Source organism: Leisingera coralii, from assembly GCF_049056525.1.
GTDB lineage: Bacteria > Pseudomonadota > Alphaproteobacteria > Rhodobacterales > Rhodobacteraceae > Leisingera > Leisingera coralii.
Genome location: NZ_JBHUPT010000057.1, coordinates 1 through 12,695, shown reverse-complemented (window position 1 = coordinate 12,695; position 12,695 = coordinate 1). Strand labels below are relative to the sequence as shown.

Annotated in this window: 14 protein-coding genes; 8 read left to right on the top strand and 6 right to left on the bottom strand. The window is 66.6% G+C overall.

Annotated features, from left to right (window positions below; translation table 11 throughout):
• The first annotated feature begins 126 nt into the window (after positions 1 to 126).
• Together ACFMBG_RS17320 and ACFMBG_RS17315 are read left to right on the top strand one after the other, a co-directional pair.
• Positions 127 to 951, top strand: a complete 825-nt coding sequence (locus ACFMBG_RS17320) for an MBL fold metallo-hydrolase (protein WP_421055951.1) — start codon at positions 127 to 129, stop codon at positions 949 to 951.
• A 41-nt stretch (positions 952 to 992) separates the two neighbouring features.
• Positions 993 to 2,411, top strand: coding sequence for an FAD-binding oxidoreductase (locus tag ACFMBG_RS17315; protein ID WP_421055950.1), 1,419 nt, complete (start codon positions 993 to 995; stop codon positions 2,409 to 2,411).
• A 234-nt stretch (positions 2,412 to 2,645) separates the two neighbouring features.
• On the opposite strand, the gene ACFMBG_RS17310 is transcribed toward ACFMBG_RS17315, so the two are convergent.
• Entirely contained in the window at positions 2,646 to 3,185 is a 540-nt protein-coding gene (locus tag ACFMBG_RS17310) for an adenine phosphoribosyltransferase (protein ID WP_008556837.1), read from the bottom strand.
• 376 nt (positions 3,186 to 3,561) lie between these two features.
• Between ACFMBG_RS17310 and ACFMBG_RS17305 the strand changes: the two genes are divergently transcribed.
• On the top strand, positions 3,562 to 3,732 hold the full coding sequence (locus tag ACFMBG_RS17305) for a hypothetical protein (protein ID WP_421055949.1): 171 nt from the start codon (positions 3,562 to 3,564) through the stop codon (positions 3,730 to 3,732).
• 29 nt (positions 3,733 to 3,761) lie between these two features.
• Here the strand turns inward: ACFMBG_RS17305 and ACFMBG_RS17300 are convergent, their stop codons facing one another.
• From ACFMBG_RS17300 to ACFMBG_RS17290, 3 genes are all read right to left on the bottom strand, one after another.
• The gene (locus ACFMBG_RS17300; RefSeq protein ID WP_421055948.1) at positions 3,762 to 4,772 is read right to left on the bottom strand and encodes a DUF418 domain-containing protein; all 1,011 of its coding nucleotides are present in this window, start codon (positions 4,770 to 4,772) and stop codon (positions 3,762 to 3,764) included.
• Positions 4,773 to 4,893: 121 nt separating this feature from the next.
• Positions 4,894 to 5,757 carry an S-methyl-5'-thioadenosine phosphorylase gene (locus ACFMBG_RS17295; RefSeq protein WP_421055952.1) on the bottom strand — a complete coding sequence of 288 codons (864 nt, stop codon included), beginning with the start codon at positions 5,755 to 5,757 and terminating at the stop codon, positions 4,894 to 4,896.
• 305 nt (positions 5,758 to 6,062) lie between these two features.
• Complete coding sequence (locus tag ACFMBG_RS17290) at positions 6,063 to 6,617, bottom strand: invasion associated locus B family protein (protein WP_421055947.1); 555 nt, start codon at positions 6,615 to 6,617, stop codon at positions 6,063 to 6,065.
• Positions 6,618 to 6,784: 167 nt separating this feature from the next.
• On the opposite strand from ACFMBG_RS17290, the gene ACFMBG_RS17285 reads away from it, so the two are divergent.
• Positions 6,785 to 8,395 carry a SulP family inorganic anion transporter gene (locus ACFMBG_RS17285; RefSeq protein WP_421055946.1) on the top strand — a complete coding sequence of 537 codons (1,611 nt, stop codon included), beginning with the start codon at positions 6,785 to 6,787 and terminating at the stop codon, positions 8,393 to 8,395.
• Positions 8,396 to 8,672: 277 nt separating this feature from the next.
• On the opposite strand, the gene ACFMBG_RS17280 is transcribed toward ACFMBG_RS17285, so the two are convergent.
• Both ACFMBG_RS17280 and ACFMBG_RS17275 read right to left on the bottom strand, forming a co-directional pair.
• Entirely contained in the window at positions 8,673 to 9,314 is a 642-nt protein-coding gene (locus tag ACFMBG_RS17280) for a CatB-related O-acetyltransferase (protein WP_421055945.1), read from the bottom strand.
• Positions 9,315 to 9,322: 8 nt separating this feature from the next.
• Positions 9,323 to 9,928, bottom strand: coding sequence for a flavin reductase family protein (locus tag ACFMBG_RS17275; RefSeq protein WP_421055944.1), 606 nt, complete (start codon positions 9,926 to 9,928; stop codon positions 9,323 to 9,325).
• A 99-nt stretch (positions 9,929 to 10,027) separates the two neighbouring features.
• Here ACFMBG_RS17275 and ACFMBG_RS17270 point away from each other — a divergent pair, with 99 nt between their 5' ends.
• The 4 genes from ACFMBG_RS17270 (at position 10,028) to ACFMBG_RS17255 (ending at position 12,579) form a co-directional block, all read left to right on the top strand.
• Positions 10,028 to 10,516, top strand: coding sequence for a GNAT family N-acetyltransferase (locus ACFMBG_RS17270; RefSeq protein ID WP_421055943.1), 489 nt, complete (start codon positions 10,028 to 10,030; stop codon positions 10,514 to 10,516).
• Between the two features lie 48 nt (positions 10,517 to 10,564).
• Positions 10,565 to 11,338: an EcsC family protein gene (locus ACFMBG_RS17265; protein WP_421055942.1), complete on the top strand. Its 774-nt coding sequence runs from the start codon at positions 10,565 to 10,567 to the stop codon at positions 11,336 to 11,338.
• Between the two features lie 67 nt (positions 11,339 to 11,405).
• Positions 11,406 to 11,924 (top strand): DUF1178 family protein, encoded by a 519-nt coding sequence (locus ACFMBG_RS17260; RefSeq protein ID WP_421055941.1) that lies wholly within the window; start codon positions 11,406 to 11,408, stop codon positions 11,922 to 11,924.
• 13 nt (positions 11,925 to 11,937) lie between these two features.
• Positions 11,938 to 12,579: an SDR family oxidoreductase gene (locus tag ACFMBG_RS17255; RefSeq protein WP_421055940.1), complete on the top strand. Its 642-nt coding sequence runs from the start codon at positions 11,938 to 11,940 to the stop codon at positions 12,577 to 12,579.
• Positions 12,580 to 12,695: the final 116 nt, after the last annotated feature.

Sequence of the window (12,695 nt, the reverse complement as noted above, 5' to 3'; positions counted from 1 at the left end):
CAGGCCCGGCGCCAGGCCCAACCGCAAGGCGGAATTTCCAATTCCGCCGGAGCGGGCGGGAGCGCCCCCCCGGGTTTTTTCGCGCCGGGGGCTGACAGCGGTGGATTGCGCCCTAGAACCTGCTCCATGCGCGCGCTCTGTTGTTTTCTTTGGCTGATCCTCTGTACCGGTGCCCTCCACGCCCAGGAGCGGCGTCCCAGCCACTGCATCGCCCTGGCGCAGGACACGCCCGGCCTGAGCTACCTGCACAAGGCCAGCTGGCAGGACCCGGTGGCCAAGGACAGCGTGCTGATCCGCTATATTGCCCATGCCTCCTTTCTGCTGCGCACCGAAGGCGGGCTGAACGTGGTCACCGATTTTACCGGCTTCACCGGGGCTGCGCCGCTGATCCCCGATGTCGTCACCATGAACCACGCCCATGAAACCCATTGGACCGCGCACCCCGACCCCGCGATCCCGCATGTGCTGGAAGGCTGGGGTCCTTTCGGCGCGGGCATCGACCATCACCTCGACCTGGGCGAGATGCTGATCCGCAATGTCCCGACCGACATCCGCAACATGTTCGGCGGGGTGGAGCAGCGGGGCAACTCGATCTTTGTGTTCGAGGCCGCTGGCCTGTGCATCGGCCACTTGGGCCACCTGCACCATGTGCCGACGCCGGAACAATACGCCGCGCTGGGGCGGCTGGATGTGGTGATGGCGGCGGTGGACGGCGGCATCACCCTGCCGCTGGATCAGATGTTGGAGGTGCTTGGGCGGCTGCGGTCCTCTGTCATCATCCCGATGCATTGGTTCAGCGACTACTCGCTGGAGCGCTTCCTGGCCCGGATCGGCCCGGAGTTCGATGTTGTGAACGACGGCAGCAGCACGCTCACCGTCTCGCTGCGCAGCCTGCCCAGCCGCCCGACCATCCATGTGCTGCGGCCCAAGTACCTGCTGGACGGGGAATGAGCCCGCTTGCCAGCTGCCAGGCCTTGCGGCATGGATAAGGCATGAGCTTGACCCCCGCCGATCCCGCCTTTGCCGCCCGTCTCTCCGCCCTGCTGCCCGAAGGCGTGCTGCGCCAGCCGGAGCCGCGCCACCTGGAGGAGCCGCGCGGCCGTTATCAGGGGCAGGCCGGAGTGCTGGCGCTGCCGCAGAACGTGGAGCAGATCTCAGTTTTGGTTCGCGAGGCCAATGCCGCCCGGGTGCCGGTGGTCCCCTACGGCGGCGGCACCGGGCTGGTCGGCGGCCAGGTGATGCCGGAGGGCCCCGCGCCGCTGCTGCTGTCGCTGGAGCGGATGGCCGCGATCCGGGCTGTCCACCCGCAGGAAAACGTGATCATCGCCGAGGCAGGCGCCATTCTGGCCGACGTTCAGGCCGCGGCGCAGGATGCCGGACGGCTGTTCCCCCTGTCGCTGGCGGCGGAAGGCTCGGCCCGGATCGGCGGCAACCTCTCGACCAATGCCGGCGGCGTCAACGTGCTGCGCTACGGCAATGCCCGTGACCTCTGCCTGGGGCTGGAGGCGGTGCTGCCGACGGGGGAGATCTGGCACGGGCTGTCGCGGCTCAGGAAGGACAACACCGGCTATGACCTGAAGAACCTGCTGATCGGCGCCGAGGGCACCCTGGGGGTGATCACCGCTGCGGCCCTGAAACTGTCGCCCATCCCGGCAGGGCAGGGCACGGCCATCTTTACTGTGAAAGATCCGGAGGCGGCCATCGCGCTGCTGGCGCTGGCCCGGGATCAGGCAGGGGAGGCCGTCAGCGCCTTTGAACTGATCCACCGGCAGGGGCTGGAGTTCCTGGCCGAAACCCAGCCGCAGGTGCGCCAGCCGTTTGCCCTTGCGCCGGAATGGTCTGTGCTGATTGAAGTGGGGCTGCCGCGCGGGCTGGACCCTGAAACCGCCCTGGCAGTGCTGTACGCCGCAGCCGAACAGGCCGGGCTCGCGCAGGATGGCGTCATTGCCCAATCTGAGGCGCAGCGGCAGGCGCTGTGGTCGCTGCGCGAGCATATCCCGGTGGCCAACAAGGCGATTGGCGCGATTTCAAGCCATGACATCTCGGTGCCGATCTCGGCAATCCCGGCGTTCATTGAGCGCGGCCAACAGGCGGTGGCGGCACTGGGCGCGTTCCGCATCAACTGTTTCGGCCACCTGGGCGACGGCAACCTGCACTACAATGTGTTCCCGCCCAAAGGCCGCAAGCGGGACGACTACGACCACTTGCGCGGCGCCGTGAAGAAGGCCGTGCATGACCTGGTCCACACCTTCGGCGGCTCGTTCAGCGCGGAGCATGGCGTAGGACGGATGAAGACCGGCGACCTGGAGCGCTACGGCGATCCGGTCAAGCTGGCGGCCATGCGGGCCATCAAACAGGCGCTGGATCCCAATGGCATCATGAACCCGGGCGCGGTGCTCAAATCCGTTTGATCATTCTGGAAACGGGAAGGCTCCCGCACCCGCGGCTGCCCGGCTGCGCCGGACCGCCTGGCGGCTTTGGGCCCGGCGCCGCGCATCCGCGCGGCACGCCTTTCAGGTGCCCTTCCGGGGCACCTGAAAGGCCATGCCCAACCGGCAAAGTCATTTTTTACAAAAATGGCGTATGACGGGCGGGAGAGCCGCGCGGTCTGCGCTTAATACACTGGGCCGTTTGACAGGACCGGCTCAGAGCCCTTCGAACTCGCAGAGGACGTGCACGTCCATGCCCATGCTCTCCAAAAGCTTGCGGCCGCCCAGCTCCGGCAGGTCGACGATGAAGGAGCAGGACACGATTTCGCCGCCCAGCCGCTCGATCAGCTTGATACCCGCACCCGCGGTGCCGCCGGTGGCCAGCAGGTCATCCACCACCAGGATCTTCTCGCCCGGCTTGATCGCATCGTCGTGGATCTCGACAATCGCCTCGCCGTATTCCAGCTTGTACTCTTGGCTGATGGTGGTGCCGGGCAGCTTGCCCTTCTTGCGGATCGGCACGAAACCGACGCTCAGCTGATGCGCAATTGCGCCGCCCAGGATAAAGCCGCGCGCCTCAAGCCCCACAACCTTGTCGATCTGCTCGCCCGCGTAGGGGTGCAGCATCTGGTCGATCGCCATGCGGAAACCGCGCGGGTCGGCAAACAGGGTGGTCACATCGCGGAACATGATCCCTTCGTGCGGGAAGTCGACGATGGTGCGGATGTAATCCTTGACGGCGGTCTTCTTGGGCATCGGCTTGGCTCCCCTTGGCGCATCGGTTCCGGCGGCCCGGCAGCGCTGCCGGGCACAGGGGGTTTGGCCGAAGCCGCGCCGTCATGCAAGGGGGAACCGGAGGCTGTTCCGGTGACGTTACTTCGCGTGCCGGATTTTCCGCCGCGAAAGGTAGCTGCGGTAGAGGCTTTCCGGAATCCAGGCCAGATGCGCGCGGCGCCAGTCACGGCGGCGCAGGACCAGAAGACTTTGGGCGGCGTTAATGTTCATGGTTGATCTGCCTCGACTGTTTAACGTTACACTGGTTTTGCGCAGCTTCAGGCGGCTGCGCCGGTATATTAAATGTATATACAAATGCGCCGCAAATCAACGCCGCGGCACGAGGGGGAGCAGGCGGGTGGCCAGGAAGGACAAGAAAGGCAGCAAGAAAGACAGCCAGCTGATCCTGCGCCTGAACAAGGAGGACCGGGACGCCTTTGTCGAGCTGTGCAAGGACCTGGACACCTCGGCTGCCCGTGAAATCCGCCACTTCATCCGCAAGTTCCTGAAGGAAAACAGCAAGCGCTAGCGGCGCAGCGGCAGGTCCGTCAGCGGATCTCAACGGGGAAAGCTGGTGCTCCAGCGCATCAGTGCCTCCAGCGGCCCGCGTCTGGCAAAGAGGTTCCAGACCCAGGCCGCCACCATGCACAGGGCACAGAAGCCCAGCGAGTAGCCAAAGATCTGTTCGGCCGTCAGCGAGCCATCGAGCTGGCCCATGGCCTCCAACGTGCCCATGCCGAGCAGGATGTGGGCCGCATAGAGGCTGAGTGCCTGCTGGCCCGGAGCTGCCAGCCATTCGGCTAGGCCTGCCTTGTCCAGCGCCGGCGTGATGGCCAGCACCAACCCGATCACCGCCAGTGCGCTGCCGGAGGCCGCGAGGATATAGAAAGGCCCGGGAGGAATGGCGCTGGTGCCCAGAAGCTCTACCAGCTCCGGGTCCTGCACCAGAAATCCGGGCAAGACCGCCAGCGCTGAGGCCGCCGCGCCCCACAGAACCAGACGCGCCTGCACGGACCGGCTGGCAAGGTTCAGGCGGCCGGTCCACATGCCCAGGAACAGGAAGACCGCCCAGGGAAACACAGGGTGCCAGCCATTGAAGAAGGAATGGCGCAGGAAGCCCTCCGGCGTCCAGAGCTCCGCGTAGGTCAGCGTCTCCCAGTCCCAATGCGCCTCGTAATCCAGTGCCAGAAGGCTGATCAGGCCGATCAGCACCGTGCCGCCGGCGGCCAGCAGCAGGACCCGGCCGGAGGCTGTCAGGAACGGCAGCGCTACCAGGAAGTAGAGCGCGTAAAAGTGCAGGATATCGGCGTCGAAGATGGTCAGGTTCAGCAGTCCGATCAGGAACAGGAATACCGCGCGGCGGAACAGGGTTGCCCGGTTCGGCCTGCCCAGCGACAGGCCAACCCCGGCAAGGACGACGAACAGCGCGGCGGCGCGGCCCTCCAGGCCGTTTGTGAACAGCGAGATGGCATCCGTGCCCGGGGTCACTTGCGCCGCGATCCGGAAGTTGACCAGCACCATGCCGCAGAAGGCGAGGAAACGGGCGATGTCCAAACCGTGAAGGCGCATGAAAAGGTCCTGAAATCCTGAGACAAATCCTACTGGCTGATAAAGGGATCCGATCGGGGAAATAAAAGGGGGCGGCACCCTCTGGCCCGCCCCGATATGTGCAACCTGTTGCCGCCGGGATTCAGCCCAGCACCCGGCCTGCCACCGCGTCCAGCTTGGCCAGAAGCGCCGGATCCCGCCGCTCCGGTGCGGTCATGATGGCGTATTCCAGTGCCTTGTCGCAGCCGTGCGGGCAGTCTGCGCGCTGCTGGCCCAGCAGGTCGGGCAGGCGGCGCACCAGTTCGCGGGCGTTGGCGGAGTTGCCCTGCAAAGTCGCAATGATATCAGTGATTTCCACCGCTCCGTGCTCCGGGTGCCAGCTGTCGTAATCGGTGACCATGGCGATGGAAGCGTAACACAGCTCCGCCTCGCGGGCGAGCTTAGCCTCGGGCATGTTGGTCATGCCGATCACGTCGCAGCCCCATTGCTCGCGGTACATCTTGCTTTCCGCCATCGAGGAGAACTGCGGCCCTTCCATGCACAGGTAGGTGCCGCCGCGGTGGATCTTGATACCGGCATCCCTGCCTGCCGCTTCTGCCGCGTCCGAGAGCCGCTCGCAGGTTGGATGCGCAACGCTCACATGCGCCACGCAGCCGGTGCCGAAGAAGCTCTTCTCGCGCGCAAACGTCCGGTCAATGAACTGATCCACAACGACAAAATCGCCCGGCGCCATCTCCTCGCGGAACGAGCCGCAGGCGGAAACGGAGAACACGTCGGTCACCCCCAGCCGCTTCAGCGCGTCGATATTGGCGCGGTAGGGGACCTCGGTCGGGGAATGCACATGGCCGCGGCCGTGGCGGGGCAGGAAGGCCATCTTCACGCCGCCCAGAGAGCCGGTCAGAATGTGATCCGACGGCGCCCCCCAGGGGGTGCCGACCGAGACCCACTCGGCACCTTCCAGCCCGTCGATCTCATAAATGCCCGAGCCGCCGATCACGGCAATCATGGTTTCACGGGGTTCTGCTGCGGTCACGTGCTGCCCTCCTGATGCTGTTGTTCGGGTTATGCGCAAGCGGGGCGGGATTTGGCAAGCCCGGGGAGATAAACAGGGGGTGACATGTGTGCACCCCCTGTGCACCCCCTGTACACCGGGCGGCTGCCGGAAGGGCGGGAGCCTCCGGCGGGGAAATTTTTTTCAAGAGGAAGGAGCGGGGGCCACCCGCCGCTAGGCGGGCGAGTGCCGGGCGGGCAGGATTGCTGCAAAGCGGCCAGAAGCTTGGCATGGCAGAATTGCTGACCTTCCCCCAAGGGCTAGTTGACAAGGCTGCGGGCCATGGCGGCAGCCTGAAAATCGGCAAAGGCTGCATCAAACCCTTCGAGCGGCCAGGTGAGATCCTGCGCCTGACCGTGCCGGTCGCGGAAGGTGAAGCGGAAGGCGCCGCCGTCCTGCATCTGCGCAATCAGCTCATCTGCGCCCGCGCCGGTAAAGCTGCAGCTGAGGCCGGTGAGGCAGCCGGGGTGCAGGCTGCGCCAGGTGACCTCTCCCTCCTGTTCGATACGGAACCCGCCGGGGCTGAACAGGGTTCCGGGCTCGATGCCGAATTCCACCTTCCAGCCGTCCGCGTCAGGTGTGAGGAACAGGAACTGGCCGGCGAACTTGGGGCGTGGCGAGAACACATCCACCCAGCGGATGTAACAGCGCTGCATCAGCGCGCCAGCTTCCTCGCGCTCGTCGCAGACGGAGGTCCAGATGCCAAAGCTTTCATAGTGTTTGACCCGCCAGTCGCTGGCGGTGTCATTTCCGGCCCGGTCCTGCGCAAAGGCAGGGGCGGCGGCGAGGGCAAGGCAGGCAAGCAGGATGCGCATTAACATTTCCCCACGGAATGTGCTGCGGTTGAACCTGTGTATGGCAGGCTGTTGTTGCAATTCACGTTCGCGCGACGGGCCGCACACACCCCGCACCCTTGCCCCGTTGGCGTATTTCCGCTAGGGGCGGGCAGCGAACACTCCCCTCCCGAGCACAGGTACCAGACATGAGACGCGCAGCCATGGCTTTGCTGGCCAAGCAGATATCCCCGCCCAACCTCTCCATCATGCAGGACGAGGGCTTTACCGTGGCCCGTGTGCGCACCGAATTGCTGTCCGGCCTCACCGTGGCGCTGGCGCTGGTGCCGGAGGCGGTGGCCTTTGCATTCGTGGCAGGGGTACATCCGCTGGTCGGGCTGTATGCCGCCTTTATGGTGGGGCTAATCACTGCGGTGTTTGGTGGCCGGCCGGGAATGATCTCCGGCGCGACCGGCGCGCTGGCGGTGGTGATGGTGGCGCTGGTGGCCGAGCATGGGGTGGAATACCTGTTTGCCACCGTGGTGCTGATGGGGATTTTGCAGATCTTTGCGGGTGTCATGCACTGGGGCAAGTTCATCCGCCTGGTGCCGCATCCGGTGATGCTGGGGTTCGTGAACGGCCTTGCCATCGTGATCTTCCTGGCGCAGCTGACCCAGTTCAAGGATCCGGCAACCGGCGGTGCGGAGTGGCTGCAGGGCGGTTCGCTGCTGCTGATGCTGGGACTGGTGGCGCTGACCATGGTGATCATCTGGGGGATGCCCAAGATCACATCGGTGATCCCGGCGCCGCTGGCGGGGATCGGCATCGTGGCGGTGCTGGTGATCGCCATGGGGCTGGATGTGCCGCGGGTGGGTGACATGGCCTCGATCGAGGGCGGGCTGCCGGCCTTCCATATTCCGATGGTGCCGCTGAACTGGGAGACCTTTGAGATCATCCTGCCCTATGCGGTGATCCTGGCGGCCATCGGCCTGATCGAGAGCCTGCTGACCCTGAACCTGGTGGGGGAGATCACCGGCAAGCGCGGCGGTGCCTCGCAGGAGTGCATTGCGCAAGGCGCCTCCAATGTGGTGACCGGCTTCTTTGGCGGCATGGGCGGCTGCGCGATGATCGGCCAGTCGATGATCAACGTGAAATCGGGCGGCCGGACGCGGATTGCGGGCATTGCCGCGGCGCTGTTCCTGCTGGCCTTTATCGTGGTGGCCTCGCCGCTGATCGAGCAGATCCCGCTGGCCGCACTCGTGGGTGTGATGTTCATGGTGGTGATCGGCACCTTTGCCTGGAACAGCCTCAAGATCATGACCAAGGTGCCGGCGATGGACGCCTTTGTGATCGTGCTGGTGACCGTGGTGACGGTGATGACCGACCTGGCGATTGCGGTGGTTGTGGGTGTGATCGTCTCGGCGCTGGCCTATGCCTGGAACAATGCGCGCCGCATCCACGCCTATACCCGCGAGTCCGAAAGCGACAAGGGCGCCAAGGTCTATGAGATCGAGGGGCCGCTGTTCTTTGGCTCCACCGACGGGTTCATCGAGCTGTTCGATGTGGCGGGCGATCCGGAGCGGGTGATCGTGGACTTTGCCCGCAGCCGGGTGGTCGACCAGTCGGCGCTGCAGGCGATCGAGGCGGTGGCCGGCAAGTATGAAGCCGAAGGCAAGAAGCTGGTGCTGCGGCACCTGAGCCGCGACTGCCACCAGCTGCTGACCAAGGCGGGGCATCTGATGGTCGATAGCGATGACGACCCGGAATACGAGGTCGCGGTGGACTACTCGGTCAGGACCGGGATCCTGGGCGGCCACTGACGCCGGACGGACTGAAGAGAAACCCGCGGTTCCGGTGAGCCGCGGGTTTTTTGTTTGAAAGGGGGCTTCTGGCTCACCATACCAGCAAACGTTGGTCCGGATCCCCCATCCCCTGATCCGTGCCTGCCACCGCTCCTCGCGCCGGGCAAGCACAATGGCCGTATCCACGCCTGGCGGCGCGGAGCCTCGGCAATTCTGCTGGCCCGCCGCTGCGGCCGGTGCCCGTCCGGTCTCAGGCGACGGCGGCTCCGGACCAGCAGGTGCTTGGGGCAGGGGGTTAATCGGGGGCGAGGGTTTCGAGCATGTCGAGGTCGCCGGACAAGAGCGCGGGTTCGGCGCGGGTGATCAGCTCTGCCGGCCAGTCCCACCATTTGAGCGCCAGCAGGCGGGCGATCTGCGGTTTGGGGAAGCGGAAGCTTTGCACCGTGCCCGGGTTGCCGGTGACGATGGCATAGGGCGGCACCGTGCCGCGCACCACGGCGCCTGCGCCGACGATGGCGCCGTCGCCGATGCGGGCGCCGGGCAGGATCAGGGCGCCGTAGCCGATCCAGACATCGTTGCCCACCACCGTGTCGCGGGTGTCGGGCTGGAAACCGGCCATCTGGCTGGGATCGAACACCGGGAAGGGGTAGCAGCTGAGACCTTCCTGCGCGTGGTTGGCCGAGGCGGTGATGAAGCGCGCGCCGTGGGCGATCTGGCAGAAGCGGCCGATCACCAGCCGCTCGCGGGCGCCGGGGAACAGGTAGGGGGCCAGGTGCTGCGCCCAATTGTCCGGCGGCTCGAAATCGGAGGCGTAGCTGTAGTCGCCCGCCTGGATATTGGGATGGTCCAGCACCCGGGCGAGCATCACGGTGCCCGCGTGCGGCGTGCCGTCCGGCAGGATGATCGGATTGCGTTTCCGGGGATCGGGAAGCGGCATCGCGGGCCTCAGTCGTCGGGGCGGGAGAGCGGAAACAGGTCGCGCACCACCGAATAGTCGCGGTAGCCGAGGCGCGCGAGCGGCTGGAAGGTGGTGACGTCGAAGGCGCCGTCCTTGAGGCATTCGTCGCGCATGTGCACGCCGGTCACTTCGCCGAACACCACCTTGTTGGCCTCGCCCGGCAGGGTCACGATCCGGGTGAGCTTGCATTCCAGTGCCGCCGGGGCTTCGGCGACGCGGGCGCAGGCGATGGTTTCGCACTCAAGCGCGGTCAGGCCCGCATGGGCGAACTCGTCCTCGTCCTTGGGCAGCGCGCCGGAGCTGGCGTTCATCGCATCGCGCAGCGCATAGGAGACCACGTTGACGCAAAAGACGCCGGTGGCCTCGATATTGGCGACGCTGTCCTTGGTGCCGTCCTGGTCCGGCTTGGCGCTGGTGGAGGCAAACATCACCTGCGGCGGCGTGTAGGCCACCGCGTTGAAGAAGGAGTAGGGCGCCAGGTTGTTGACCCCGTCCGCGGAGCGCGAGGAGATCCAGCCGATGGGCCGCGGCGTGACAATGGCGTTGAACGGGTTGTGGGGCAGGCCGTGGCCATCCTCGGGGCGGTAGAACATTCCGGCTTCCTGTTCTGTGGCTTAGGTGTTTGCCCAAGCCTTACGCCCGTGTTAGGCCAAATGCCAGCCCGCAGGGGAATTTGGCGGAGGCAGGGCAGCGTGATCGAATTGCAAGCGGAACAGCCGGACGACCGGTGGGAGGTCGAGGCGCTTTACGACCTGTGCTTTGCGCCGGGCCGCGAGGCGCTGTCCTCGTACCGGCTGCGCGACGGGGTGCCGCCGGTGGCGGGCCTGAGCCAGGTGGCGCGCGACAGCGACGGCATCCTGGCCGCGGCGATCCGGTTCTGGCCGGTGCTGGTCGGGGAAGCGCCTGCGCTCTTGCTGGGGCCGGTGGCGGTGCACCCGACGCGGCAGGGCGAGGGGCTGGGCGGGTCGCTGATTCGCGACAGCCTGGCCAAGGCGGAGGAAAGCGGCTGGGCGCGTGTGATGCTGGTGGGCGATGCGCCCTATTATCTGCGCTTTGGCTTCACCCGGCTGGAGGGGGTTGAAATGCCGCCCCCCACCAACCCCGACCGGGTGCTGGGGATGGCGCTGCAGGAGGGTGCCTGGGACGGCATCCGGGGCCAGGTCACCCGCTGGCAGGGTTGAAATCGCCGCCCGTTCTGCCGATCTCTTTAGCAGGCAGAGGAGACGGATGTGGCGGAAATTCTGAGCAATGCGCGGGAGATTACCCCGCAGGAGGTCGAGGCGGAACTGGACGCGCTGGCCAAACGCTATCACGCGGCGGGCGGGTTTGGTGTGGACCTGATGAACCGGCTGGGCGGCAGCGGCGAGAGCCTGCTGGAACGCTTGCCGGCGCCGGTGCGCGCCGGGCTGACCGGCGCCACGGAAACCGCCTTGCAGCTGGCGATGAAGGGCGCCACCCGGTCGCGCCGCCTGGTGCCGGACCAGAAACCCGGGGTCGACCGCATGGTGAGCGCTGCAATGGGCGCGGCGGGCGGCGCGGCGGGCCTGCCCGGGGCGCTGGTGGAGCTGCCTGCAACCACCGCCTTTCTGCTGCGCACCATCCAGAGCGCCGCCGCCGCCGAAGGCTTTGACCCGGAGGCCGAGAGCGTGACCTTCGACTGCATCCAGGTGTTTGCCGCAGCGGGCCCGCTGGCGGAGGATGACGGGGCCGATCTGGGCTTTGTCTCGCTGCGGCTGGGGCTGCCCGGCGGAGTGCACAAGCTGATCGCCCAGGTGGCGCCCAAGCTGGGGGCGGTGCTGGGGCAGAAGCTGGCGGCGCAGGCGGTGCCGGTTGCCGGTGCGGTGGCCGGGGCGGCGGTGAACTATGTTTTCTCCGGCTATTACCGGGAGATGGCGCATGTGCATTTCGGCCTGCGGCGGCTGGCGGTAGAGGCCGGCACGCCGCAGGAGGAGCTGGCAGCGCGGCTGCGGCAGCGGCTGCAGCACCCCGGTGGGGCCGTTTAGGCGCCAAGGGCTCTTGCACTTGCCGGAAAGGGAGATTTAATCGCCTCTTCCTGCTATGAGAGAAAGCATGATTCAATACAGCCTCAAATGCGCAGAAGGCCACAGCTTTGACAGCTGGTTCCAGTCTGCGGCGGCGTTTGACAAGCTGGCAGCGGCCGGCATGGTGTCCTGTGCGGTTTGCGGCGGCACCGAAGTGACAAAGGCGATCATGGCGCCGCGGGTGCGCCCGGGGCGCAAGGCGGTGTCCGCTGTTGGCGAGCCTGAACCGCAGGCCGCAGAAGCCTCCGCAGCGGTTCCGTCTTCTGCTCCGGTGCCCGCGCCTGCGGCGGCGCAGCACGGGCCGGGCCTGCTGAGCCGCCCTTCGGGAGAGGTCGAGAAGGCAATTGCCGAGCTGCGCCGGAAGGTTGAGGAGAACTCCGATTACGTTGGCGGCGACTTTGTCCGGGAGGCGCGGGCGATGCATCTGGGCGAGGCGCCGGAGCGGGCCATTCATGGCGAGGCAAAGCTGGATGAGGCGCGGGAGCTGATCGAGGAAGGCGTGCCGGTGATGCCGCTGCCGTTCCGCCCCGGGCGCAAATCGAATTGAGGGGCAGGGCAGCATGCATGCAGTTGTGACGGGAACCAGCCGCGGTATCGGCAAGGAGCTGGTGAAACAGCTGCGGGAGGCGGGCCACGAGGTGACCGGCACCTCGCGGGATCATTCCTCGGGGGTGAAGCTGGATGTCTCCGACCCCGGCCAGCAGGCGCGGTTTGCCGCCCAGATCCGGAACCGGCCGGTGGACCTGCTGGTGTGCAATGCCGGGGTTTATATCGACAAGGCGATGGGGCTGGAGGATTACTCGGCCGAGGTCTGGGCCAAGACGCTGGCGGCCAATGTGACCGGCGTGTTCCTGACGGTGCAGGCGATGCTGCCCAACCTGCGGCTGGCGGACGAGCCGAAGATCGCCATCATGTCGTCGCAGATGGCCAGCCAGTCGCTGGCGCCGGGCGGCAGCTATGCCTACCGCGCCTCCAAGGCGGCGGCGCTCAACATCGGGCGCAACCTGGCTGCCGACCTGCAGCCGGAGGGGATTGCCGTCGGTATCTACCACCCGGGCTGGGTGCGCACCGACATGGGCGGCGATGAGGGCGACATCACGGTGGCAGAGTCGGTTGCCGGGCTGATCAACGAGTTCGAGGTGCTGTCGCTGGAGACCACCGGCTGCTTTCACACCTGGGACGGGCGTATCCACCCCTACTGACCGCCACGTGCGCCTGGCAGGCAGGCGCGGGCTCCCGCGCCCGCAGGTGCCATCAGCGGGGCTGATGCCCCCTTGGCGGCCTTGGGCCGGGCGCCGCGCCTGCGCGCGGCGCGGGG